We start from the raw sequence: 22,677 nt of genomic DNA, 5'->3' as shown, positions 1-22,677 counted from the left end.
GCAAAGTTACATTATTTAATACTCTAAAGATAACAAATACTATAAAATAAAACTATTATATATTTCCCAATATCAAATAAGATGAAATACTCGAGACCTGTTAGAAGACTGCACTCAATATTAGCTTTTTTAATTACTATCCAGCTTGTTTTAGGATTTTCTTTTGCTAAAGGTATTATAAATACAGATTGGGTTATAACATTACATAAATCATTTGGAGTACTAACAACTATTGCAATATTTCTATTAGTTATTATAAGAATTTTTAGTCGCAAACCCACCTATCCTAAACCTCTACCAAAAATCCAAATAATAGTAGCTAGACTTGTTCACTTAGGTATTTATATCTCCGCTCTTGGCATGGCTCTATCAGGACTTATCGGATCAATGTTAATGAACTCATCATGGAATTTTTTCTTTATAATACCTTTTCCTCAAATGCTAAAAACTGACTTCTCTCTAGGAATGCAAATTTTTAGCTACCACTATATATTTGCGTCTATACTACTTATACTAATACTAATGCATATAGCCGCTGCATTATTTCATCAATTTATATTAAAAGATGATATTATAGCGCGGATTAAATAATAAAAGCCTAAAGGAAGCATAATGAAAACTACTTTATATCTGATCAGTTTAGCTTTTTTAATTATTGGTTTAGCAAGCTGTGATCCTGATGATGGTAAAATGCGTACAGCAACACTAACAAGTCCAAATTCTAAAGATGCTAGAACTTTTGCAAACTGGGGATCATCAAGTGTCAGTGTACAAACCTTTAATGGAGTACAAGTAATTGCTCAAAATACAGGTACAACTCTATTAATGACATGCCCTACTGACTATACATTACTAATACAACAAAATGTTGCTAACGGCTCAGAAGTTCTGAAAACCTGTAATACAACAGGAGGCTGTGGTGAAGCTATTGTGGTTGAAGCAGGGATTATTAGTGGAGTAAGTGGATGGACTTCAGCAAAACAATCATTCAATCAAACAGATCAAGCAGGAACTGCTAATAATGTAAGTAGTGGTGGTGATTATGCAACAGGTATTACCTGTGTAAAAAAAGCTGATTATTCTAAGTGGGTTTAGAACTTAATATGCAACAATCTCAATCTTTTATAGCTCACCAAGTCAATTATACTACTGAACTTCCATATTTGATAAATAAGAATATTGGATTAGAAATAGATATAGCATTTAGTAATACAAAAAAGGACTGGGTTATTGCTCATCATGATTATGATGACTTACAACACTCTAGTTTAGAAAGTTGGTTTAAAAGTCTCATAAAAGCCCTAAAAGGGGCTAAATCTTCTAAATTGTTAATATGGTTAGATATAAAAACAGCTGATGCAGACCTTTTAAAATTAGTAGAGATAACTAATAAACATATTCCTAGTAATATCACCCTAATATATGACTTAGGACAACCAGTAAATATTTTAGACAAAAAATATCATAAGCTACTCAAACCTTTTTTAAGAGAAAATGATGGTATTGGTACATGGATAACTAAAGATCAATTATCAGATGTTTCCCCACTTGCTAAAGAACTTGATAAAAACCATATTACAAACTCTATTATTAGTTACGGTGAAGTTGTAGAGATATGTACTCAAACTGTGCAAGACTTGTGTGAGTTAAATGCTACGATAAATAATGGCTTTAAAAAAGTTTTCACATGGAATGTTGAGTTTAATAATGAGATAGAATATTTCTCTCAACAAAAATATTTAGATGGCCAAATTATTGGCTACAAAAAAGCTCCTTGGGATAAAGACTGCCATACAAAATTAGAGCTTTTTGAAAATCTTAATCAAAATAGTTTAGCTGCCAACTTCTGGCTATGATGCAGCAAAATCCTCTGAATATCTTGTATCTGGCATCTTGTAGATAAGAGCTAAAGTAATAACCGAAGCTATTATTAAATAAAAACACGGTGCATATGAAGAGTTAAATATGCCAGCTAACCATACACATATCATAGGTGTTGTACCTGCAAATATGGCATTTCCGGTATTATATGCTGCTGACATACCACTATATCTGTGCTCTGTAGGAAAAAGCTCTGTAACTGTAACTTGGAATGATGCTGTCATAGCTGAGATCAAAACAGCAAAAATAAGCTGTGCAACTAATATACCACCTAATCCTGAGCTATTAAATAATATAAACATCGGATAGCCCAAAATTGCAACTAATACAATTGGTATATATAACATTGGTTTTCTACCAAAAATATCTGATAACAATCCAAATAATGGTGATATAAAAGCATATACACTTGAAGAAATCACTGTTAGAAGCATAATATCATCAACATCAAACCCTTTATCCGATATTAATGAATTAGGTAAAAATGTTGCCATCATATAATAAGCTATACCAACATATCCTGTTAGCACAAAAGTCCATAGTAGAGGCATTTTTGGACCTTTAATAGCATCTATCAGCGGAGATTTACTTAGCTTATGCTCTTTCTTAGCTTCTTTAAAAAATGGTGATTCTTTTGCCTTACCCTGTAAAAAGGCAGATATCACAGCCAAAACAAAACCAAATATAAAAGCTACTCTCCAACCGTAAGAAAGCATTTCATCATTAGTTAAAAAATAAGATAAGAGACCTACTACAGTAGCACTAAGGATTACACCAATTTGCGATGCTAATCCAGCTAAAGCATTTGTAAAACCACGATATTTTGGAGATGCACTCTCAGTTAACGCAACTAAAATACCGGTATATTCCCCACCAACAGAGAACCCTTGTAACATCCTAGCAAACATTAGTATAAGAATTGCCCATATACCTGCTGAATCATAAGTTGGCATAAGAGCCATAATCAGCATCGGAAAGCACATAATAATCATACTTAATTTTATAGCATATCTTCTTCCTAGCCGATCACCTATTGAGCCAAAAACAAAGCCTCCAATTGGTCGCATAATATAACTCGCTGCAAAAATACCAAAAACAGTTATCATTGCTACTGTTTTGTCTTCTTCTGGAAAAAACAATACACTCAAATAAGTTGCTAAATAACCATAAAGACAAAATTCAAACCATTCTAAAACAGCCCCGAGGTTAATAATAGCAACAGTTTTTATCCTTTGCTTAAGAGTTAATTGTTTTATCATTTTTTTAAGTTCTACTTAAGTATGGAATTATTATATATACATATAGCTATAAAAATGCAACAAAATAACCATTTTTTTAATATATGAATTTTCTTATTGATAATCCTTTTTACATTAACTAAAATCGATTGTTTAGATACGCAGTTTATCTTTCGATACGATCCTCTCTTATACTCCTAACTATGATATAATATCTACATGAATAAGAGTTCTCTGTGGTTGTCTTTATGCACGAATTCTCATTATGTCAAAGTGTTATCAGTATTGCTAAAAAAGCATCTAAAGATAACTCTAAAGAAGTGTCTAAAATAATTGTAAAAGTCGGTAATTTAGCTGGTGTTGATACGGAGTCTTTTGAATTTTGGTTTCCAGTAGCAGCCAAAGATAGTGTCTTAGAGCAAGCGAAGCTAGAAATAATATATGAGCAAGCCGTAGCAAAGTGCAAGGCTTGTGAACATGAGTTTGAGTTAACAAAATTATACGAGCAATGCCCAAGTTGTGGGAGCTTTGAGAAAGATCTTCTCAAGGGTAAAGATATGCTTGTAGAGTCTATAGTTTTTAATTAAGGAGTCAGATATGTGTACAACTTGCGGATGTGGAACAGATAGCAGTCATCACCATCATCATGGTCATGAGGGAGATGCTGTAAAACTAGAAAAAGCAATCTTTGAAGCAAATGATAAATATGCTAAGCAAAATAGAGATATCTTAGCTAAGGATAATAATATTGCCCTTAACTTCGTATCAAGTCCTGGTTCTGGTAAAACTTCTCTACTTGAGAGAACTATCAAAGAGCTTGGTAATGAGTACCCCATTGCGGTTGTTGAAGGAGATCAGCATACTGATCTTGATGCAGATAGAATCCGTAAAGCTGGAGCACAAGCTTATCAGATCAATACGGGTAAAGCTTGTCATCTAGATGCTCACATGGTTGGCCATGCTTTTGAACATCTTGATGGTATCAAAAATGGTTTTATGATGATTGAGAATGTTGGTAACTTAATTTGTCCAGCTGAATTTGATCTTGGTGAAAAACATCGTGTGGCTGTGATTTCAACTACTGAGGGAGCTGACAAACCACTTAAATACCCTGATATGTTTTATTATGCAGATGTGGTAGTTATCAATAAGATAGATCTATCGCCTTATGTAGATTTTGATATCCAAGCATGTATCGCAAATATTAAGAAGATTCGTTCAGATGTAAAAATATTTGAGCTATCTGTAAAAACGGGTGCTGGTTTTAATAGCTGGTTGGATTGGTTGAGAGGTTTGAAGTAAAAATAATTTTTTCTAACGCTTTGTCACAATCAATAAATTATAATATGGAATTTAATATATGAATTTAAAGGATTTTATAAAAGAAACTATTACTCAAATAGGCGAATCTATTATAGAAATTCAAGAGCATTTTGATAATGGAAGAATAGATGCGATAGTTAATCCTCGAGAAATAGAAAAAAGTAGCAATCCAAATTATCCAGCTCAATATAAAACTACATATATTACATGGGGTACTGAAAGGATAAAAAAGGAAAAGAAAGATGATCCAAGAGTAGTTAATGATATAGAGTTTGATGTTGCTGTTACCGTTGAACAAGATGATACAAAAGGCGTTGGTGGAAAACTAAAAGTCTTTGGTGCTGGAATTGGCGCAGAAGCAAATCAAATTAATAAACTTGCTAATGTATCAAATGTAAAATTTAAGATACCCTTTGTTATGCCTCATGGTAGAGAAAATAAGTCGTAAGATAATATAACAAGTGACAAGTAAATATTTATAGAATATGGAAATAAATAAGGGAAATCTATGAAAACACTAGAACAAGGACAATTAGCTCCAAACTTTAAATTAGAAAATCAAAATAATGAAGAAGTATCATTAAGCGACTTTAAAGGTAAAAAAAATGTCTTAGTCTACTTCTACCCAAAAGCTATGACGCCAGGTTGTACTACTCAATCTATAGGTCTAAGTAGTATTAGTGACAAACTAGCTAAGCTTGATACTGTAGTTCTTGGTATCAGTCCAGATGCTCCAAAACGCCTCAAAAAATTTGAAGAAAGAGATAACCTAACAGTACAACTTCTAAGTGATGAAGATCACAAAGTTGCTGAGCAATTTGGTGTCTGGGGCGAGAAGAAATTTATGGGTAAAGTATATGATGGTATTCATAGAATCAGCTTCTTTATAGACAAAGATGGCAAGATCAATCATGTCTTCGATAAGTTTAAAACCAAAGATCATCATGAGATTGTCTTAGAGTATATTGAGAATTATAAATAGAGATAAAACTTATGGAAATAAAGAGTGAATACATTGAAGATATAATAAAAAGCTGTGATAATGCTTTAAATCTTTTAAAGAACTTAACAACTCCTAGAACTTATAGAATAAATGTAGACAAACCAGACACTTCTATAAAAGATATTGAGGAAGAAGAGCATTCATCTAACAAATTTATTTACATAATTAAACACACATCAGATCAAAGATCTAATGAAATAATTAAAAAATTCACAGATTATAAAAATAAAAAAACTACAAATCTTCCCAAAATAAATAGAGATAACAATAGCAATAATATTATGTATGTTGGGTCATCCGTAACAGGATTTAAATCTAGAATAAAAGCACATTTTAACAGTACAACAGAAAGCTATTACTCATTAAAGTTAAATCAATGGTTTGAAGGTAATGTTAAAATAGATGTATATGAATTTTCTAATGAGATTGATAATAAAGTTATACAAATACTTGAAGATAACTTCCACTATATCTATAAGCCATATTTTGGAAAAAGTGGCAGTAATAATAGGTAAAAACAGGTGTGAGGAATAATATAGTATCGTCATTCTATGGCTTGACCATAGAATCCAAAAATTATGGAGAAAATCTATAGCTTGACAATGGATACTACGGTCGCACTTCGACTCCGCTCAGTGACCGAGTAGTATGACTAGCAGTTCCTATATGTAGTGACAGATCATTGATCTGTCAGCTGTTTGATAAGACAGCACACTGTGCTGTCACTACAAATAAAACATAATAATTTAAGACACGTGACAAAATGCAACAAACCATAACAAAAATTCTCGTCAATGGTATAGTTCAAGGGGTTGGATTCCGCCCTTTTATCTATTGCCTTGCCAAAGATTTAGGGTTATTTGGCTCAGTGCAAAATACTCCAAATGGTGTTGAAATCATTCTACAATGTGATGAGTCTATTACAGATCTTTTTATAGCTGATATGCAGGCAAAACTGCCTCCTTTAGCGAGTATAGAATCTATTGAAAAGACAATTTACCAAACTGAAACTAAATTTATAGATTTTAAAATCTTAGAAACTCAGCAAGGTAACTCTGCTACCAAAATCCCTGCTGATACAGCTATTTGTAACTTGTGTTTAGATGATATTTTTAACCCACAAAGTCGCTACTATCTATACCCATATACAAGCTGTACTCATTGTGGTCCAAGATTTAGCACGATACAAAGCCTACCTTATGATAGAGATAAAACTACATATAAAGATTTTCCACTCTGTGATGGCTGTCTCGATAGCTACACAAATCCATTAGATAGACATTATCATGCTCAAACTGTTGCATGCGCTAAATGTGGACCAGAGTTATCACACTCTTTTGCAGAGATATCCCAAGCTATCAAAGCTGGTAAAATTATCGCGATTAAAAGTCAAAATGGTTTTAAGTTAGTCGTAGATGCCAAAAATATGCAAGCAGTCGAAGAACTACGCAGAAGAAAGCATCGCCCAAATAAACCCTTTGCACTAATGGCTCTAAATACTCAAAGCATACAAGAGTATTTTGCAGAAATTACCAAACAGCAAGATGAGTTATTAAATACTACTATTAGACCTATTGTTTTACTTAAAAGACATTCTACTAGCAATCTTAGCAAATCTATTGGACCACGCATAAATCAGCTTGGTTTTATGCTGCCAACAACTGGCTCTGATTATATCCTTTTTTATCATCTACTAAATCAACCTACTGGCTCTAACTGGCTTAATAAGGCTTATGATTTAGCTTTGATAGTTACAAGTGCAAATATCTCCGGTGAAAGCATCATTGCTAATAATGATGAAGCTCACAAAAAACTCAAAGATATCGCTGATCTAATAGTTACAGATAATCGTGATATTTCGATAAAAAGTGATGATAGTGTTTTTCATACTGTTATAGATAAAAATCTACCAATTAGAAGATCTCGAGGTCTTGTACCACAATCAATCCAACTATCAGAAGGTTTGCCAAATATACTAGCGACAGGAACTTTCTTAAAGAATACTTTTTGTTTTATCAAGGATAACCAAGCCTTTGTATCACAACATATTGGTGATATGGATAGCCAAGCTAATATAGAGTTTTTTGAACAATCTTTAGAGCATTTCCAAAAGATGTTTGGACTTAGATTTGATGGTATCGCTTGTGATTTACATCCTGATATTTATACCACTTATTTTGCGCAAAAGTTTAATCTACCAATTTATCAGATTCAGCATCATCAAGCCCACCTTGCTGCAGTAATTGCTGAACATAATTTGCAAGGTCAAGCTATAGGTCTAGTACTAGATGGCTTTGGTTTGGGTGAAGATGGCCTAGCTAGAGGTGGTGAACTTTATCATTGCGATATTGATAATTTAGAATTTAACCGAATTGGTGAACTAGATCCCATTGAATATATCGGTGGTGATAAGGTAGCAAAAGAACCTTGGAGAATGGCTTTAGCCTTATGTCATAAATACGATCTTGATATACCAAATCATCTCAAAGAATTTCCACAAGCTGAGAGTCTTATCAAACTTTTACAAAGCGATTCATTACCCAAAGGTAAAACTACAAGTATGGGGCGACTCTTTGATGCTGTCTCTAGCTTATTGAATATTTGCAATATCAATAGTTATGAGGCTCAAGCTGCAATAGAATTAGAGGCTTTAGCAGACATTCCAACCAACCAATATGATACCGAAACAGTATCATTTAAAACTAATTTAAATTTAAAAAAACTTCTAAAAACTATAATAAAATGCGATAATATAACTGTTGCTAGTAACTTGTGGCACGGCACTTTGGCTTATGCTCTAGTGCAATGGATCAGTAAGTCAGCACAACCCCGAAATATTAATAATGTAATACTAAGCGGCGGTTGTTTCCAAAATAAGCTACTACTAACACAGATATACCATCAACTTATAGATATGAATTTCAATGTATACATATCAGAAAAAGTTCCTGTAAATGATGGTGGCGTGAGCCTTGGACAGGCTTGGCTTGGAGCCAAAAAATTAAAAAAAGGTGAGTAAAATGTGCTTAGCAATACCCGCAAAAATTGTAGAGATCAAAGAAGATAATCAAGCAATTGTTAATGTTGGCGGTGTTAAAAAAAATGTCTCTCTAGCTCTATTAAGAGATGAAGTTCTTATAGGTGATTTTGTCATAATCCATGTTGGTTTTGCACTAAGTAAACTAGATAAAGAGATGGCTCACCAGACTTTAGAGGATCTAAAGAGTATAGTATAAAAAGGGGTAGTGTTATGGATTACATACAAGAATTTAGGGCCCCAGAAGTTGCAAAAAGTCTTTTACAGCAAATCGCTAAAGAAGTTGACCCTAATAGACAATACAATTTAATGGAGTTCTGCGGCGGGCATACACATGCTTTGCATCGTTATGGTATTCCTAATCTTTTGCCAAAAAATGTCAAAATGATACACGGACCAGGTTGTCCTGTATGCGTTTTACCTATCAAAAGAGTCGATCAGGCAATATTTTTAGCATCGCAAAAAGATGTAATCTTCTGTAGTTATGCGGATATGATTCGTGTACCAGGTTCGCATCAAGATAGTCTAATCAAAGCGAAAGCTCGTGGTGCTGATGTGCGTATGATCTACTCAGTAGAAGATGCTCTAAAACTTGCTGAAGAAAACCCTAGCAAAAAGGTGATATTCTTTGCTATCGGTTTTGAAACTACAACTCCACCAACTGCTGTAGCTATACAACTAGCTATAACTAAAAAATTAGATAATTTTTTGATATTTTGTAACCATGTACTTACGCCTATAGCTATGCAAGCTATCTTGTCTGAGGATGTTAAGATTGATGGCTTTTTAGGTCCATCTCATGTCAGTGTGATTATAGGTAGTAACGCTTATGATAAAGTTACTAAAGAATATCAAAAGCCAATGGTTGTGGCAGGTTTTGAACCTTTAGATGTATTACAATCTGTATTAATGCTTATCAAAATGATAAACGCTGGAAAAATAGGCGTAGAAAATCAATATACAAGAGCTGTTGTACCAAATGGAAACCAGCTTGCTCAAGATCTAATCACTCAATATCTAACTGTCAGAGATACTTTTGAATGGCGTGGTCTTGGATATATCCCAAATAGCGCTTTAGAAATAAAAGATGAATATGCAAAATTTGATGCTGAAAAATACTATCAAATACCAGAAGTACAGGGCTTAGAGCATAAGCAATGTGCTTGTCCAGATATTCTAAGAGGCTTAAAAGAGCCAAAAGACTGTAAATTATTCGGTGTGGCTTGTACTCCTGAGCAACCGATGGGAGCATGTATGGTTTCATCAGAAGGTGCTTGTGCTGCACATTACCAATACGGAGACTAGAGATGGCTGTTAAATTAAATATCAAAAATGGTGTGGTCGATCTAGCAATGGGAGCTGGTGGTAAAGCTATGCACCATTTAATCGAGCAGATGATTAAAAAAAGCTTTGATAGTCAGTATTTAGCTCAAGCAGAGGATCAAGCCGTACTACCACAAATAAATGGCAAAATTGCCATGACTACAGATAGCTATGTAATTACACCTTATTTCTTTAGAGGTGGCAATATTGGCAGTCTAGCAATTCATGGCACAGTCAATGATCTAGTAGTTGGTGGTGCTAAACCACTATATATTTCTGTAGGTCTAATTTTAGAAGAAGGCCTACCGCTTAAAGATCTAAAAATAATCCTAGATTCTATGGCAGAAGCAGCTAAAAAAGCTAATGTACATCTTGTAACTGGAGATACCAAAGTTGTCGAGAAAGGTAAAGGTGATGGCATCTTTATCAATACAACCGGAATTGGTGTTATTCGTGATGATTTTGTCACTAGAGATGCTCTTGAAGATGGCGATAACATCATCATAAATGGCTCTCTTGGAGATCATGGTGTTGCTGTGATGTCGCAACGAGCAGGACTTGATTTTGAATGTCAAATTATAAGTGATGCAACATCTTTAGATGGTTTAGTAGACTCAATTTATGAGAACAATTGCCAAGTAAAAAATATGCGTGATCCTACTCGTGGTGGAGTTGGTGCAACCCTAAATGAATGGGCTAACCAACATAATGTCGCTATCGAAATAGATGAAGCAAATCTTCCGGTATCTAGAGAAGTTCAATCAGCATGTGAGCTTCTTGGTTTAGATCCATTATATATTGCCAATGAGGGCAAAGTTTTAATCGCTTGTGAGCCTAGTCAAACTGAGAAAGTTTTAGACTGCTTAAGGGGCCATCCATTAGGAGAAAACGCCCAAGTGATAGCAACAGTGAAAAAAAGTGAGCAACCACAGGTCTTTATGAAAACTACATTTGGCGGCAAAAGACGCGTGGATTGGTTAAGTGGTGAACAATTACCGAGAATATGTTAAGGAGAATAGTATGAGTCAGTTTTATTTCTTAAAACATGATGATCTAGATAAAATGATTTCCTATTTCTCAGGACAAGGCTATGAAGTTATGGCTCCTGCAGTTAGAGATAAATCTATTGTCTATGATAATATCAACAACGCAAAAGAGTTGCCTTGGGGCTATATAGACAAGCAAGAGCCTGCTAACTATGAAGTAACTAAAACAAATGCAAAAAAGGCTTTTGGTTGGAGCGTACCAGTACAATCTGTTAAGCCAATGCTTTTTGAAGAGAAAGAAACTTTATGGAAGGTTTCTCGTGGTGAAGATGGTAAATTATCATTCAACCAAAGTATAAATCACAAAAAATATGCTGTACTAGGTGTAAGACCTTGTGATCTAAGAGCTATTGAAATTCAAGATAGAGTATTTGTTGAAAATGCTTATCAAGATGTTCGTTACAAAGCTAGAAGAGAGTCTATGTTTATCGTAGCTGCTAACTGTACTACAGCTCATAGTAATTGCTTCTGTGTAGCTTTAGGTGACAAACCAGAAGCTGATAAAGGTTTTGATCTAGCTATGACAGAGATTGATCATGGTTTTGTTATTGAGACAGGTAGTGATAAAGGTAGACAAGCAATATTAGCTCTACAACTAGATCCTGCAACAGGTGCTCAAACATATCAGGCTGAACAAAAAGTAAAAGCCGTATACGGTATGCAAGAGAAAACTCTACCACCAATAGCACAAGTAGAAAAAGCTCTAACAAGCTCTTATGATCACCCACAGTGGGATGATGTTGCAGCTCGTTGCCTATCTTGTGGTAGCTGTACTCAATCATGCCCTACTTGTTTCTGCCATACAGAAAAAGAAGAGCCTAGCCTAGATAGTAATGAAAGCGAACATACACGCGAATGGGATTCATGCTTCGGTTTAGATCATAGTTATACTCATGGTGAACTATATCGTGAAGAACCAAAACATAGATATCGTCAATGGCTAACACACAAATTTGGAACTTGGAGAGAACAGTTTAAAACTAAAGGCTGTGTTGGTTGTGGTCGTTGTATCACATGGTGTCCTGTAAAAATTGATGTTACAGAAGAAATTAACGCTATTTGTGAGGAGAAATAATTATGATATACCCACAAGATGCTTATTTACCGCATGAAGCAGAGATAGTTGAGTTTATCCAAGATGATCATGATATTTTTACACTTCGTTTACGCTTTGTAGATGAAGAGCTACGTAAAAATTATAAATTCCACCCAGGTCAGTTTAATATGCTGTACCTATATGGTGTTGGTGAAGTTGCTATATCTATCGTAAATGATAAAAACTTCTCTGATGAGATATTTGAACATACAATCCAAATCGTTGGTCGTGTAACCAAAGGTATGGGCAAACTAAAAACTGGCGATACTATCGGTGTAAGAGGCCCTTATGGTAGCTCTTGGCCTGTAGAACAAGCTAAAGGTAAAGATGTCGTTATCATGACTGGTGGTCTTGGTAATGCTCCTTTAGTTGCTGCAACAGAAGAAATCCTAAAAGATAGAGATGCTTTTGGTAAAGTCTATGTAGTACAAGGCATTCGTGATACTTCTGGTCTTATCTATCAAGATAAATACACTCGCTGGAATAACCAACCAAATACACAGGTACTTCTAGCAGCTACCGCTGGTGAGCCTCATGGTCCATGGAAATGGTATGATGGTTTTGTAACTGCAGCAATTCCAGATCTTGATATTGATCACAAAAACACAGTAGTTATGACTGTTGGTCCTGAGATTATGATGAAAAATGTTGCTATTGAGTTTGCCAAAGTTGGAGTGCCAGAAGAGCAAATTTTTGTCAGCTTAGAGAGAAGCATGAAGTGTGCTATCGGACATTGTGGTCATTGCCAAATGGGCAAAGAATTTGTCTGTAAAGATGGTGCTGTATATGCTTATCCAGCTGTTAAAAAACTATTAGAAATAAAAGGAGTATAATTATGTCCGCTCAAGATAAATTAAAAAATTTAGCTCCTCGACCTAAAATAGCCGTGCATAAATTTAGTTCATGTGATGGTTGTCAATTAGCTCTAATTAACGATGCTGTATCACTTCTTACACTTGCTGAGATGGTTGATATTGTCCATTTTGCAGAGGCTGGTCCTCTTGATGAATTTGCTGAAGTAGATATCGCATTTATCGAAGGTAGTGTAAATACTCATCATGATATTCATCGTTTAGAAAAAATTAGAGAAAAAGCAAAGTATGTAATATCTATGGGTGCCTGTGCTGTAACTGGTGGTATCCAAGCTCTAAGAAACTTCACGAATGATGCTGAACTTCTAGAATGGCAAAAAGCTGTATATCCACAAGAAACTCAAGTGATTATTGATGAAGATCTACCAACTGCTAAGGCTATCAAAGAGTATGTAAATGTTGATTTTGAAATCTCTGGTTGCCCAATAACTACTGAGCAAATACTTAAAGCTATCCGTCAACTACTCTTTGGTGTAGAACCTGAGAAAGTTGTTGATCCTGTTTGTACAACTTGTAAGCATGCTGGTGTTACTTGTGTAATGGTTGCTAAGGGTGAGCCATGCTTAGGTCCTGTAATCGCAGATGGTTGTGGTGCAATATGTCCAAAACTTGGACGTGGTTGTTACGGTTGCTTTGGAGCATCTAAATATGCCAACCTAGGGGCAATGACACGTAAGCTAAAAGAGTTAGGATTATCAGATAAACAAATTCATGATAAATATAGATTTATCAGTAGCCAAGATGATGTATTTAAAAAGGCTGGAGTATAGTTATGAGTAGAGAAACAGTTATAGAAGTACCTATTTTAGCCCGTGTTGAAGGTGAAGGTGCTTTAGATTTAAGAATTAAAGATGGCAAAATAGATAAGTGTGATCTAAGAATCTATGAGCCACCTCGTTATTTTGAAAAATTCCTTGAAGGTAGAGAGCCAAATGCAATTATCGATGCTGTAGCACGTATTTGTGGTATTTGCCCTCTTGCATATCAAGCAGGCTTCTCAAGAGCTTATGAGAGTGCTTTTGATATCACTAGAACTCAATGGATAGATGATATGCGTCTATTGATGTTTTTAGGTGAATGGATTGAATCACATTATTTACATGTACATTTATTAGCAGCTCCTGACTTCTTAGGTTATAGATCAGCTATTGAGATGGCAAAAGATTTTCCAAAAGAAGTTGTTAGAGGTGTTAAACTACAACATTTAGGTAATGATATTCTTAAGCTTTTAGGAGGTAGATCTGTTCACCCTAACGGTATGAAAGTTGGTGGTTTCTACAAAGCTCCTTTGGTTAAAGAAGTTCATGCGTTAATTCCTAAGCTAAAAGATGCTCTAAAAGAAGCTCAAGATGTAGTTGAGTGGGTATCTACACTATCATTCCCAGAGACCGAAATTCCATTTAAGATGGTTAGTTTATCTCATCCTACTGAATATCCTATCTTTGGTGATGATGTGATTACTAGTGATGGTGAGAAATTCCATATTAGTGAGTATGATGATCATTTCAGAGAGTTTCATGCTCCACAATCTACAGCTCTACACTCTACAACTGTTGATGGTGAGCCAATACTTTTAGGTCCTCTTCCAAGAATCAACCTAAACTTCGACAAACTACCTAAGCATATCCAAGAGATGGCTCATGCGACTGGTGTTAAATGGCCAAGTAAAAACATGTTCCATTCTGTTGTAGCTAGAGCTATTGAGGGGTATTGGGCGATAGAAAGAGCTCTTAAAATATGTGAAAACTATTCATATACAGATACTCCTTGCCTAGATTATACAATTAAAGCAGCTGATGCTTGGGGTGCTGTAGAAGCTCCTCGTGGTATCCAAATCGACCATATCAAGGTTAATGATAAAGGGTTAGCTGAGAAAATCAGAATCTCTGCACCTACATCACAAAATTTACCTTGTATAGAGGCTGATTTGCGTATAGCTTTAGAAAACTTCGGTTTAGATAAGCCAGAAGATGATATAAGACTACATGCTGAGATGGTTATTCGTAACTATGATCCATGTATATCATGTTCTGCACATTTCTTAACTTTGAATATAGATAGAGATTAATAGTACATGTAGTGACAGCACAGTGTGCTGTCTATCATAATTATATAAACAACTGACAGATCAATGATCCGTCACTACATAATAATGATTTAAAACCAAATTGCTGGTTTAGTCATAAAGTTCTAAAATAAAAATATAAAACTAGTTAAAATAGTAGCAAAATATTAACTATGTTCAGAATTTAAGGAATTTATATGAGAAAAAATATAACTATTTTCTCTATACTAATCTTAGCGTTACTATTATTCCTAGCAACTCAAGATCTCAAAATGCTTAGTATGATTGGCATTGCCTTTATGCTAGGTCTTAGACATGGCTTTGATGCAGACCATATAGTTGCTATAGATAATGTAACAAGGCAACTAATAACTCAAAACAGAGCAAGTTTCAAAACTGGTTTATTTTTTGCTTTAGGTCACTCTACAATAGTTTTTCTACTTACCCTACTTATAGTTATCGGTTTTAGTTTTGCAAGTATTGAGAAAACTAGTGCTTTGGATGTGGGAGCTTTTTTTGGAACTATTGTATCGGCTGTATTTTTGCTACTAACAGGGACTATGAGTCTTCTCTCTCTAAAGAAAATGCTCAAAAATAAAACCAGTATGGCTCACGATCATACATCAAATTCTATATTGGCAAAGCTTTTTAGACCTATCATCAAAGTTATAGATAGACCATATAAAATGTATTTTGTAGGTTTTCTATTTGGTTTAGGCTTTGATACCGCGACTGAGATAGCTCTATTAGGCATGGCTGCTGCTAATGTGCTAAATGGTTTATCTATTTGGTATATTATGTTGCTACCTATCTCATTCGCTCTAGGGATGATTATAGTTGACTCTATAGATGCTGGATTAATGTCAAAAGTTCTAAGCTTCAATTCAAAAGAGCAGAGGTTTTATCGCTATAACATCATAATTCTATGCATTGTGATAGCAGCAGCGTATATTGTTGCACTCGTAGAGTTATTAGGTCTATTAAATACAAATATTGCTACTATTAATATGATTACTACTTTTGTTGATGATTATTCATCGACTATTGGGATAACTTTAGTAGCTATTTTCTCTGTGTTTTTTATGTTTAAACTTGTAAATGGATATTCAAAAAGAAGAATAAAATAATATTTGTAGTGATAGATCAACAACCTACCTCCCTACATAAATTTATTTATCATAAAAGGTAAAAAATGGAACAAAAAACTCTAATACTCGGTATCGGTTCTCCTTTTGCTGATGATCAATTTGGTTGGTTTGTTACTGATAAATTAGCTGAGATTGTAAAGAAAAATAATATACAGGATATAACTGTCGAAAGTGCTGATAGACCAGGCTTAAATCTACTTACTTATCTAGATAATAATTATGACAGAATTATCCTAGTAGACGCTGTTTATGCAAAAGTTGCACCAGGTACAGAGTTTTATTTCAAAGCAAAAGATATCCTTAGCTTTGGAGGTTTTTTGTCATCTCATAGTGTTGGTGTTGCACCATCTTTGGCACTGGCTGATGCTATAGGGATGGATATTAGTAATGTTGAATTTTATGGAGTAGAAGGTCAAAAGATCTTTGAAAAAGATGAGATACTTTCTGATATTGTAAGAGATGCTATAGAATCAATGTCTAAAAAAATTATAAACAACCTAAATCTATAGGTTTTCATTTCTATTTATGTGAGTTACCTTCTATTAAATCTGCAGGTAATTTGAATGTCATATAAATTGCACCTCCCACAGCAAAGCCTATTACTGCAAAGGGAGCGACAAAAATATTAACTATTTCACTATCTCCTGAATGGTGCTCACCATTATATAAGATAGCTTGAGATTTTGTAGCACCTTCAAACAAACCAACAAAAGAGCCTATTGGAGCTGTTGCTAATAAAGCTACATCAGTAACTGGTGTAACTACATAATCATTTAAAAAACTACTATCCTTGACTTTAGTAGTTTCTGAAGTGCTGGTGTTAGAGGCACTTTCTAAAGCTTTACTACTATCTGTATCAGCAAAGCTATAATTTAGTAGAAAGAGAAAAAAACATATACAAAATACTATTTTTTTAATCATAATCTTCCTCATTGCAGATACTTATTACATATAATTAATTAAGATTTTAATATGATTTAGATAAATAATGAAGGAATATGAGAATTATTAAACAGCAATTCTCTTATATTTGATCTTCGTAATAGCATCATACTTATCACCAAGACGACGTTTTTTGTCTTCTATATAAGCATCATAGTTACCTTCAAACCAAACTACTTCACTGTTACCCTCAAAAGCAAGCATATGAGTTGCAATACGGTTTAGGAACCATCTATCATGCGAGATAACCATAATACAACCAGGGAAAGCTAATATAGCTTCTTCAAGAGCTCTTAGAGTCTCGACATCTAGATCGTTTGTAGGTTCATCTAGTAGGATAACATTACCGCCACTTCTAAGTAACTTAGCAAGGTGAACACGGTTTCTCTCACCACCTGATAACTGAGAAATATATTTCTGTTGATCTGCACCTTTGAAGTTAAACCTACCTACATATTGACGCGATGGAATTGTGAATTTTCCAACTGTAATTACATCTAAGCCATCTGCAATTTCTTCCCAAACAGTTTTGTTATCATCTAGAGCATCACGTGATTGATCTACATACGCTAGATTTACAGTTTCACCAATATTAATATCACCAGAATCAGGCGTTTCTTTACCAGTTAGCATCTTAAAGAATGTAGATTTACCAGCTCCGTTAGCACCGATGATACCAACAATCGAACCTGGATATACATCCATCTCAAGACCATCTACAAGAAGCTTTTCATCAAATGATTTAACTAAATCTTTAACTTTGATTACATTATTACCAAGTCTTTCTCCAGGTGGAATATATAGCTCTTGAGTCTCGTTTCGTTTTTGGAACTCTTGTGAGCTTAACTCATCAAACTTAGCTAATCTTGCTTTTGATTTAGCTTGGCGACCTTTGGCATTTTGACGAACCCATTCTAACTCTTCTTTAAGAGCTTTCTGATGTGAGGATTCGCGTTTTTCTTCCATCTCTAGACGCTTTTGCTTTTGCTCAAGCCATTCTGAGTAGTTACCTTTAAATGGAATACCTTCACCTCTATCAAGCTCAAGAATCCACTCAGCAACATTATCTAAGAAATATCTATCATGCGTAATAGCTACAACTGTTCCTTTGTACTCAGCTAAGAACTTCTCTAACCATGCTACAGACTCAGCATCTAAATGGTTAGTAGGCTCATCTAGAAGTAGGATATCAGGAGCAGATAAAAGAAGCTTACATAGTGCTACACGACGAGCCTCACCACCAGATAGTTTAGTAACATCAGCATCCCAAGGTGGTAAACGAAGAGCTTCTGCAGCAACTTCTAGCTTACGATCAATTTCCCATGCTCCAGCTGTATCGATAGCGTTTTGAAGTTCACCTTGCTCTTCTAGAAGTTTAGCCATTTCATCATCTGACATTGGCTCACAGAATTTCATACTGATTTCATCAAAACGAGTAAGCATATCTTTTAGATGACTAAGAGCTTCTTCAACATTACCTCTGACATCTTTTGTTTCATCTAGTTTTGGCTCTTGGGGTAAATAACCAATTTTGATGCCTTTACGTGGAGCAGCTTCACCAACGATATCGGTATCTATACCCGCCATAATTCTAAGTAGGGTAGATTTACCAGAACCATTTAGACCTAGTACACCAATCTTTGCGCCATCAAAAAATGAAAGTGAAATATCTTTAAGAATATATTTATTAGGTGGTACAACTTTGCCCACTCTATGCATTGAATATATATATTTTTCTGCCATTTGAATTTATTTGAAATTTTAGATAGGGAAATTATAGCAGATTAGATAAATAAATATAAAATTCTATAGTTGATAGTTGATGGGATACTATTACGAGCATAATTTTATTTACATATTTGGAATAAATAATGAAATTTTTTAAAAATAAAATACTGTGGTCAAGTATAATAGGGGCTGCCTTAGTTTCTAGTTGCGTCAAAACCGATAATACAATTACTTTTGGAGAGCTTGACTATACCCTTGGGGCTATTGGACCTACTTTAGAAACTATTATAAATGGGTTTAAATTTTCAAATGAAACAAACCCAACTAATATGAATTATAATATAACGGGAAGTGCAGTAAATAATTGCAGTATCCAGTATATTGCTACAGGTCAGAATTACATTAATGGAACGTCGAGTGGTGTAACACAAGTTTTTAATTCGGAAGATAAAGATTTTTTAGTTATTAACTGCAGAGCTGCCCCATCGGGATCATACGTTGCTAATGTATATGCTAGTTTTTCACTAGGTGGTGAAACTTATCAGGGTTCTAAGTCTTATACAATAACTGTACCTTAGAAGTTATTTTTCATAACCAATATATTCAATAGAATCATTAGCTACTTCAAACTTAAAGATCACTAGTCGAAACCTAAAAAGGAACATTCCATCAGTAATATTATCTTCTTTTACTCGCCTAATAATTTCCTCTTCTAGTGATTCATTTGAATATCTACATAAATCAAAGATACTTGTAAAATCGGAGTATAATTTTTCAAAGTTTATAGTTTTCATAGCTATATATACTGTGAGATACTTGTTTGTAAGCTTAATATACATTATGAGAAATATTATCGCTACGAATAACTCTAATAAAAATAAATTTTCAAATCCTCCTGGTAGCCCTATACGCAGAGGAGGGAGTAAAGATCTTTTTAAATTTATTTTTTCTTCGATGTTTAAGAAGCATAAAGAAGATTTTCCCGAAGATCATGTTTTAGAGAAACAGCAAGCTTTAGCGCAACTAAATAATGCCAGTAACTATAGTATTACTTGGTTAGGCCATGCTGCTTTTTTGATTAAGCTTAATGGATATTTTATTGTTACAGATCCTTTTTTAAGTAAGAATGCTGGGCCTGGGTTTTTAGGACCCAAAAGGGAAATATATCCTCCTTTAGATTTAAATGAGCTTCCAAAAATTGATATTATCGTTATTAGTCATAATCATTACGATCATTTAGATTCAAAAGTTATAAAGAACTTTCCAAATAAAGAAAATGTAAAAGTAATAGTACCTCTAGGACTTAGTGATTTTTTTATCAAAAGAGGATTTAGCAATGTAACAGAAATGGACTGGTGGCAAGAGATTGATATAGATGGTATTACTATAGGTTGTTTACCATGTGTTCATTTTTCTGGTCGTAGCTTATTTGATAGGAATAGAACTCTATGGGCTAGCTTCTCAATCAAAGATGAAAGCAAAAGAATATGGTTCTCAGGTGATACTGCTTATGGAGAAATCTTTAAAGAAATTGGTAAAAAAGAAGAAAGCTTTGACCTAGCATTAATAGGAATAGGTGCATACGAACCTCGTGATTTTATGAGATCAGTACATGCAACACCAGAAGAGGCAATACACATAGCTACAGATATCAAAGCTACAAAAACCATAGGCATGCATTGGGGAACTATCAGACTTACTCCAGAACCATTTTTTGAACCACCGAAAAGGTTTAAACAAGCTGCAAAAGATCAAAAATATGGTGAAGAAAATGCTATGATTTTAAAAATTGGTGAAACTGTAAATATATAAACTTACTTTTAGATACTTCTTGCTAAAACAATAAGTGTCAAACCTAAGATATATGTTATAAACATTAGTACTATTAGCTTATTTGTACCTTTTGGTGCTTTGGCAAATTCTTTCCAAATAAATACGCCCCAAAATGCGGCTATCATTGTTGCACCTTGGCCCAAACCATACGATATAGAAGGGCCAGCAATACCAGAAGCTATGAAATTAAGACAAGAACCAATACCCCAAATAACACCTCCCAAAATACCTATAGTATGTAACCATGGAGATCCTTTTGAAAAGTAGTCTTTGAAATTAAGCTTTTTACCTGAAATAGGGAATTTAATCATCCAACCATTGATTACAAAATTAGATATAAAAATCCCTACTGCAAATATAAAGCTAGCTGTATAAGGAGTCATCAAGCCAGCTTGAGGTGTTACAAAATCACTTGATATAGATTTAATAACCAAAGGATAGAAAAAGCCCATCAAAATACCTGAAATAATAGAAACTATAAAACCTTTAAGCATATTTTTATTATCAGAGATTCGCTTATATATAACTGCATCAACAATAATTGCTACAAGTACACTCAAAACCCCCATAAATAGCACAGCAGGCTGACCTAAAGGTGTTGCTATATAGTTTGTAATTACACCAATAACCAGAGCTAAACCTATAGCTAATGGAAATGCTATAGACATCCCAGCTATATCTATTGCAGCTACAAGTAATATATTAGCTAAGTTAAAAACTACGCCACCCATAAAAGCATAAATAAAACTTTCTGATGAAGCTTGAGAAATATCACTAAAAAATGATCTGCCTTCTGTACCAAAACTTCCCATAGTTATGGCTAATACAAAAGATATTATCAAGATCCCTAAAGCAAAATCCCAATAGTACTGCTGAAAAGGCCATTCTTTTGTTGAGAGCTTTTGCGTATTTGCCCAAGACCCCCAACACAGCATTGTAATTATACAAAAAAGGACTGCTATACCGTATGAATGTAAAACAACCATTTTAAATCTCCAGTTTTATATTTTTTCTTCTAAATAAGTATTTAACTTAGCTAAAGTTGGCGCTGAGTTTTCAGCTCCTTCTACAGTTACTGCTAAAGCTGATGCAACATTTGCAATCTCAATAGATTTCTCAATTGTGAAACCTTTATCTAAGCAAAAAGCTAAAACACCATTAAAAGTATCTCCTGCAGCAGTAGTATCAACTACATCAACCTTTGTACCAGCAAAAAGTTTTTGCTTCTCTCCATTATTCTTCGATAATAAAGCTCCTTGCTCACCTAAAGTAATTATTACTGTTCCAACTCCTTTGTTATGCAACTCTTTTGCTGCCTGCTTAGCTGTATCTATATCTTTGACTTGTATACCTGACAGGATAGATGCCTCTGTCTCATTAGGAGTTAAAATATCTACTTTTCTGAGTAATTCTGCTGATAGCTCTCTTGCTGGGGCAGGGTTTAATATAAAAGTCTGATCACTACTTAAACTATTTGCCAAGTATTCTACCGTTTCTATAGGTATTTCTAACTGTGCAAGAACTATCTTTGAAGATTCTATAACTTGCTTATGTTTGTTTATAATATTTTTATCTAACTTAGCATTTGCTCCCATAGCAACATTTATAACATTTTCACCTGATTTATCTACTGATATAAATGCTAAGCCTGTATTAGTATTGGCATCTTGATTTATAGTTGAAGTATCTAAACCTTCCTTGTTATAAAACTCTAAAAGCTTATCTCCAAAACCATCTTTTCCAATATTAACGATAAAATGAACATTCTCGCCTAATCTTCTTGCTGCAACAGCTTGGTTAGCTCCTTTGCCTCCACAAAACTGTTCATAATTTTCACTTATAACCGTTTGTCCTTTTTGGGCAAATTGATCAACTTTTACAACTAAATCTCTGCTTGCGCTTCCTATGACTGATATTGACATTTTTTGAAGAAATATATTGATAGTAATCTATTATAAACCTTTACAATGAATAGCTCTATAAAAACAATAAGCTCTTCTATTTTCTCTATCTTTTATAAATCTAATTTTGTAGTAGGTTTTCTTTATTAGTTGTTTTGTTATAGGATTGATTATGAGGTTGTAAAAGCTAATAGGTTTTATGTTATATTTTTAATCTAATTACACTGTTACTTCGTTCATA

The 22,677-nt window shown here is 34.1% G+C and carries 26 protein-coding genes; 20 read left to right on the top strand and 6 right to left on the bottom strand.

Annotated elements, in window-relative coordinates; genetic code table 11:
* Nucleotides 1-81: 81 nt before the first annotated feature.
* Genes QI37_RS06170 through QI37_RS06160 form a run of 3 tightly spaced genes read left to right on the top strand, consistent with a single transcriptional unit; the run spans nt 82 to nt 1,856 of the window.
* On the top strand, nt 82-591 hold the full coding sequence (locus tag QI37_RS06170) for a cytochrome b (protein WP_040009578.1): 510 nt from the start codon (nt 82-84) through the stop codon (nt 589-591).
* A gap of 21 nt (nt 592-612) precedes the next feature.
* On the top strand, nt 613-1,095 hold the full coding sequence (locus QI37_RS06165) for a hypothetical protein (RefSeq protein ID WP_040009574.1): 483 nt from the start codon (nt 613-615) through the stop codon (nt 1,093-1,095).
* A complete protein-coding gene (locus QI37_RS06160) occupies nt 1,086-1,856 on the top strand; it encodes a PI-PLC domain-containing protein (protein ID WP_040009572.1) in 771 nt (256 codons plus the stop codon). Before QI37_RS06165 ends, QI37_RS06160 begins: the two co-directional genes overlap by 10 nt.
* On the opposite strand, the gene QI37_RS06155 is transcribed toward QI37_RS06160, so the two are convergent.
* On the bottom strand, nt 1,851-3,140 hold the full coding sequence (locus QI37_RS06155) for an MFS transporter (RefSeq protein ID WP_052399164.1): 1,290 nt from the start codon (nt 3,138-3,140) through the stop codon (nt 1,851-1,853). The genes QI37_RS06160 and QI37_RS06155 overlap by 6 nt on opposite strands.
* Before the next feature lie 227 nt (nt 3,141-3,367).
* Here QI37_RS06155 and hypA point away from each other — a divergent pair, with 227 nt between their 5' ends.
* The 15 genes from hypA (at nt 3,368) to QI37_RS06080 (ending at nt 16,541) form a co-directional block, all read left to right on the top strand.
* Nucleotides 3,368-3,706, top strand: a complete 339-nt coding sequence (gene hypA / locus QI37_RS06150) for a hydrogenase maturation nickel metallochaperone HypA (RefSeq protein ID WP_040010732.1) — start codon at nt 3,368-3,370, stop codon at nt 3,704-3,706.
* Nucleotides 3,707-3,716: 10 nt separating this feature from the next.
* Nucleotides 3,717-4,421, top strand: a complete 705-nt coding sequence (hypB, locus tag QI37_RS06145; protein WP_040010731.1) for a hydrogenase nickel incorporation protein HypB — start codon at nt 3,717-3,719, stop codon at nt 4,419-4,421.
* A gap of 58 nt (nt 4,422-4,479) precedes the next feature.
* On the top strand, nt 4,480-4,890 hold the full coding sequence (locus QI37_RS06140) for a hypothetical protein (RefSeq protein ID WP_040009569.1): 411 nt from the start codon (nt 4,480-4,482) through the stop codon (nt 4,888-4,890).
* Between the two features lie 60 nt (nt 4,891-4,950).
* Nucleotides 4,951-5,424 (top strand): thioredoxin-dependent thiol peroxidase, encoded by a 474-nt coding sequence (gene bcp / locus QI37_RS06135; RefSeq protein ID WP_040009566.1) that lies wholly within the window; start codon nt 4,951-4,953, stop codon nt 5,422-5,424.
* Between the two features lie 11 nt (nt 5,425-5,435).
* Complete coding sequence (locus tag QI37_RS09970) at nt 5,436-5,960, top strand: hypothetical protein (RefSeq protein ID WP_052399163.1); 525 nt, start codon at nt 5,436-5,438, stop codon at nt 5,958-5,960.
* Between the two features lie 248 nt (nt 5,961-6,208).
* Nucleotides 6,209-8,464, top strand: a complete 2,256-nt coding sequence (gene hypF / locus QI37_RS06125; RefSeq protein ID WP_040009564.1) for a carbamoyltransferase HypF — start codon at nt 6,209-6,211, stop codon at nt 8,462-8,464.
* 1 nt (nt 8,465) lies between these two features.
* Nucleotides 8,466-8,681 (top strand): HypC/HybG/HupF family hydrogenase formation chaperone, encoded by a 216-nt coding sequence (locus QI37_RS06120; RefSeq protein ID WP_040009562.1) that lies wholly within the window; start codon nt 8,466-8,468, stop codon nt 8,679-8,681.
* A gap of 14 nt (nt 8,682-8,695) precedes the next feature.
* Complete coding sequence (gene hypD / locus QI37_RS06115; RefSeq protein ID WP_040009560.1) at nt 8,696-9,787, top strand: hydrogenase formation protein HypD; 1,092 nt, start codon at nt 8,696-8,698, stop codon at nt 9,785-9,787.
* Nucleotides 9,788-9,789: 2 nt separating this feature from the next.
* Entirely contained in the window at nt 9,790-10,815 is a 1,026-nt protein-coding gene (hypE, locus tag QI37_RS06110; protein WP_040009558.1) for a hydrogenase expression/formation protein HypE, read from the top strand.
* Nucleotides 10,816-10,825: 10 nt separating this feature from the next.
* The gene (locus QI37_RS06105) at nt 10,826-11,926 is read left to right on the top strand and encodes a 4Fe-4S dicluster domain-containing protein (RefSeq protein ID WP_040009555.1); all 1,101 of its coding nucleotides are present in this window, start codon (nt 10,826-10,828) and stop codon (nt 11,924-11,926) included.
* Between the two features lie 2 nt (nt 11,927-11,928).
* On the top strand, nt 11,929-12,780 hold the full coding sequence (locus tag QI37_RS06100; protein ID WP_040009554.1) for an FAD/NAD(P)-binding protein: 852 nt from the start codon (nt 11,929-11,931) through the stop codon (nt 12,778-12,780).
* Between the two features lie 2 nt (nt 12,781-12,782).
* Nucleotides 12,783-13,589, top strand: a complete 807-nt coding sequence (locus QI37_RS06095; protein WP_040009552.1) for an NADH-quinone oxidoreductase subunit B family protein — start codon at nt 12,783-12,785, stop codon at nt 13,587-13,589.
* Between the two features lie 2 nt (nt 13,590-13,591).
* Nucleotides 13,592-14,887 carry a Ni/Fe hydrogenase subunit alpha gene (locus QI37_RS06090; RefSeq protein WP_040009550.1) on the top strand — a complete coding sequence of 432 codons (1,296 nt, stop codon included), beginning with the start codon at nt 13,592-13,594 and terminating at the stop codon, nt 14,885-14,887.
* Between the two features lie 194 nt (nt 14,888-15,081).
* Nucleotides 15,082-16,011 (top strand): HoxN/HupN/NixA family nickel/cobalt transporter, encoded by a 930-nt coding sequence (locus tag QI37_RS06085; protein WP_040009547.1) that lies wholly within the window; start codon nt 15,082-15,084, stop codon nt 16,009-16,011.
* A 65-nt stretch (nt 16,012-16,076) separates the two neighbouring features.
* Nucleotides 16,077-16,541: a hydrogenase maturation protease gene (locus QI37_RS06080; RefSeq protein WP_040009544.1), complete on the top strand. Its 465-nt coding sequence runs from the start codon at nt 16,077-16,079 to the stop codon at nt 16,539-16,541.
* A gap of 10 nt (nt 16,542-16,551) precedes the next feature.
* On the opposite strand, the gene QI37_RS06075 is transcribed toward QI37_RS06080, so the two are convergent.
* A complete protein-coding gene (locus QI37_RS06075; RefSeq protein ID WP_040009541.1) occupies nt 16,552-16,953 on the bottom strand; it encodes a hypothetical protein in 402 nt (133 codons plus the stop codon).
* A gap of 87 nt (nt 16,954-17,040) precedes the next feature.
* Nucleotides 17,041-18,717 (bottom strand): energy-dependent translational throttle protein EttA, encoded by a 1,677-nt coding sequence (ettA, locus tag QI37_RS06070; protein WP_040009539.1) that lies wholly within the window; start codon nt 18,715-18,717, stop codon nt 17,041-17,043.
* 128 nt (nt 18,718-18,845) lie between these two features.
* On the opposite strand from ettA, the gene QI37_RS06065 reads away from it, so the two are divergent.
* Nucleotides 18,846-19,280 (top strand): hypothetical protein, encoded by a 435-nt coding sequence (locus tag QI37_RS06065; RefSeq protein ID WP_040009537.1) that lies wholly within the window; start codon nt 18,846-18,848, stop codon nt 19,278-19,280.
* 3 nt (nt 19,281-19,283) lie between these two features.
* On the opposite strand, the gene QI37_RS06060 is transcribed toward QI37_RS06065, so the two are convergent.
* A complete protein-coding gene (locus QI37_RS06060) occupies nt 19,284-19,496 on the bottom strand; it encodes a hypothetical protein (RefSeq protein ID WP_040010729.1) in 213 nt (70 codons plus the stop codon).
* Between the two features lie 46 nt (nt 19,497-19,542).
* Here QI37_RS06060 and QI37_RS06055 point away from each other — a divergent pair, with 46 nt between their 5' ends.
* Nucleotides 19,543-20,514: an MBL fold metallo-hydrolase gene (locus QI37_RS06055; protein ID WP_040009535.1), complete on the top strand. Its 972-nt coding sequence runs from the start codon at nt 19,543-19,545 to the stop codon at nt 20,512-20,514.
* Nucleotides 20,515-20,522: 8 nt separating this feature from the next.
* On the opposite strand, the gene QI37_RS06050 is transcribed toward QI37_RS06055, so the two are convergent.
* Entirely contained in the window at nt 20,523-21,521 is a 999-nt protein-coding gene (locus QI37_RS06050) for a multidrug DMT transporter permease (protein ID WP_040009534.1), read from the bottom strand.
* 15 nt (nt 21,522-21,536) lie between these two features.
* Nucleotides 21,537-22,457, bottom strand: coding sequence for a ribokinase (rbsK, locus tag QI37_RS06045; RefSeq protein WP_040009532.1), 921 nt, complete (start codon nt 22,455-22,457; stop codon nt 21,537-21,539).
* Between the last annotated feature and the right edge of the window lie 220 nt (nt 22,458-22,677).

This window comes from Candidatus Francisella endociliophora (assembly GCF_000764555.1).
Classification (GTDB): Bacteria; Pseudomonadota; Gammaproteobacteria; order Francisellales; family Francisellaceae; genus Francisella; species Francisella endociliophora.
The sequence above is the reverse complement of the archived record's forward strand: the minus strand, read 5'-3'. Positions and strand labels throughout refer to the sequence as shown.

Bases quoted from the DNA above. Each gene is read 5' to 3' on its own strand.
- QI37_RS06170 (WP_040009578.1), top strand. From the start codon at position 82: ATGAAATACTCGAGACCTGTTAGAAGACTGCACTCAATATTAGCTTTT.
- QI37_RS06165 (WP_040009574.1), top strand. From the start codon at position 613: ATGAAAACTACTTTATATCTGATCAGTTTAGCTTTTTTAATTATTGGT.
- QI37_RS06155 (WP_052399164.1), bottom strand. From the start codon at position 3,140: ATGATAAAACAATTAACTCTTAAGCAAAGGATAAAAACTGTTGCTATT.
- hypA (WP_040010732.1), top strand. From the start codon at position 3,368: ATGCACGAATTCTCATTATGTCAAAGTGTTATCAGTATTGCTAAAAAA.
- hypB (WP_040010731.1), top strand. From the start codon at position 3,717: ATGTGTACAACTTGCGGATGTGGAACAGATAGCAGTCATCACCATCAT.
- QI37_RS06140 (WP_040009569.1), top strand. From the start codon at position 4,480: ATGAATTTAAAGGATTTTATAAAAGAAACTATTACTCAAATAGGCGAA.
- bcp (WP_040009566.1), top strand. From the start codon at position 4,951: ATGAAAACACTAGAACAAGGACAATTAGCTCCAAACTTTAAATTAGAA.
- QI37_RS09970 (WP_052399163.1), top strand. From the start codon at position 5,436: ATGGAAATAAAGAGTGAATACATTGAAGATATAATAAAAAGCTGTGAT.
- hypF (WP_040009564.1), top strand. From the start codon at position 6,209: ATGCAACAAACCATAACAAAAATTCTCGTCAATGGTATAGTTCAAGGG.
- QI37_RS06120 (WP_040009562.1), top strand. From the start codon at position 8,466: ATGTGCTTAGCAATACCCGCAAAAATTGTAGAGATCAAAGAAGATAAT.
- hypD (WP_040009560.1), top strand. From the start codon at position 8,696: ATGGATTACATACAAGAATTTAGGGCCCCAGAAGTTGCAAAAAGTCTT.
- hypE (WP_040009558.1), top strand. From the start codon at position 9,790: ATGGCTGTTAAATTAAATATCAAAAATGGTGTGGTCGATCTAGCAATG.
- QI37_RS06105 (WP_040009555.1), top strand. From the start codon at position 10,826: ATGAGTCAGTTTTATTTCTTAAAACATGATGATCTAGATAAAATGATT.
- QI37_RS06100 (WP_040009554.1), top strand. From the start codon at position 11,929: ATGATATACCCACAAGATGCTTATTTACCGCATGAAGCAGAGATAGTT.
- QI37_RS06095 (WP_040009552.1), top strand. From the start codon at position 12,783: ATGTCCGCTCAAGATAAATTAAAAAATTTAGCTCCTCGACCTAAAATA.
- QI37_RS06090 (WP_040009550.1), top strand. From the start codon at position 13,592: ATGAGTAGAGAAACAGTTATAGAAGTACCTATTTTAGCCCGTGTTGAA.
- QI37_RS06085 (WP_040009547.1), top strand. From the start codon at position 15,082: ATGAGAAAAAATATAACTATTTTCTCTATACTAATCTTAGCGTTACTA.
- QI37_RS06080 (WP_040009544.1), top strand. From the start codon at position 16,077: ATGGAACAAAAAACTCTAATACTCGGTATCGGTTCTCCTTTTGCTGAT.
- QI37_RS06075 (WP_040009541.1), bottom strand. From the start codon at position 16,953: ATGATTAAAAAAATAGTATTTTGTATATGTTTTTTTCTCTTTCTACTA.
- ettA (WP_040009539.1), bottom strand. From the start codon at position 18,717: ATGGCAGAAAAATATATATATTCAATGCATAGAGTGGGCAAAGTTGTA.
- QI37_RS06065 (WP_040009537.1), top strand. From the start codon at position 18,846: ATGAAATTTTTTAAAAATAAAATACTGTGGTCAAGTATAATAGGGGCT.
- QI37_RS06060 (WP_040010729.1), bottom strand. From the start codon at position 19,496: ATGAAAACTATAAACTTTGAAAAATTATACTCCGATTTTACAAGTATC.
- QI37_RS06055 (WP_040009535.1), top strand. From the start codon at position 19,543: ATGAGAAATATTATCGCTACGAATAACTCTAATAAAAATAAATTTTCA.
- QI37_RS06050 (WP_040009534.1), bottom strand. From the start codon at position 21,521: ATGGTTGTTTTACATTCATACGGTATAGCAGTCCTTTTTTGTATAATT.
- rbsK (WP_040009532.1), bottom strand. From the start codon at position 22,457: ATGTCAATATCAGTCATAGGAAGCGCAAGCAGAGATTTAGTTGTAAAA.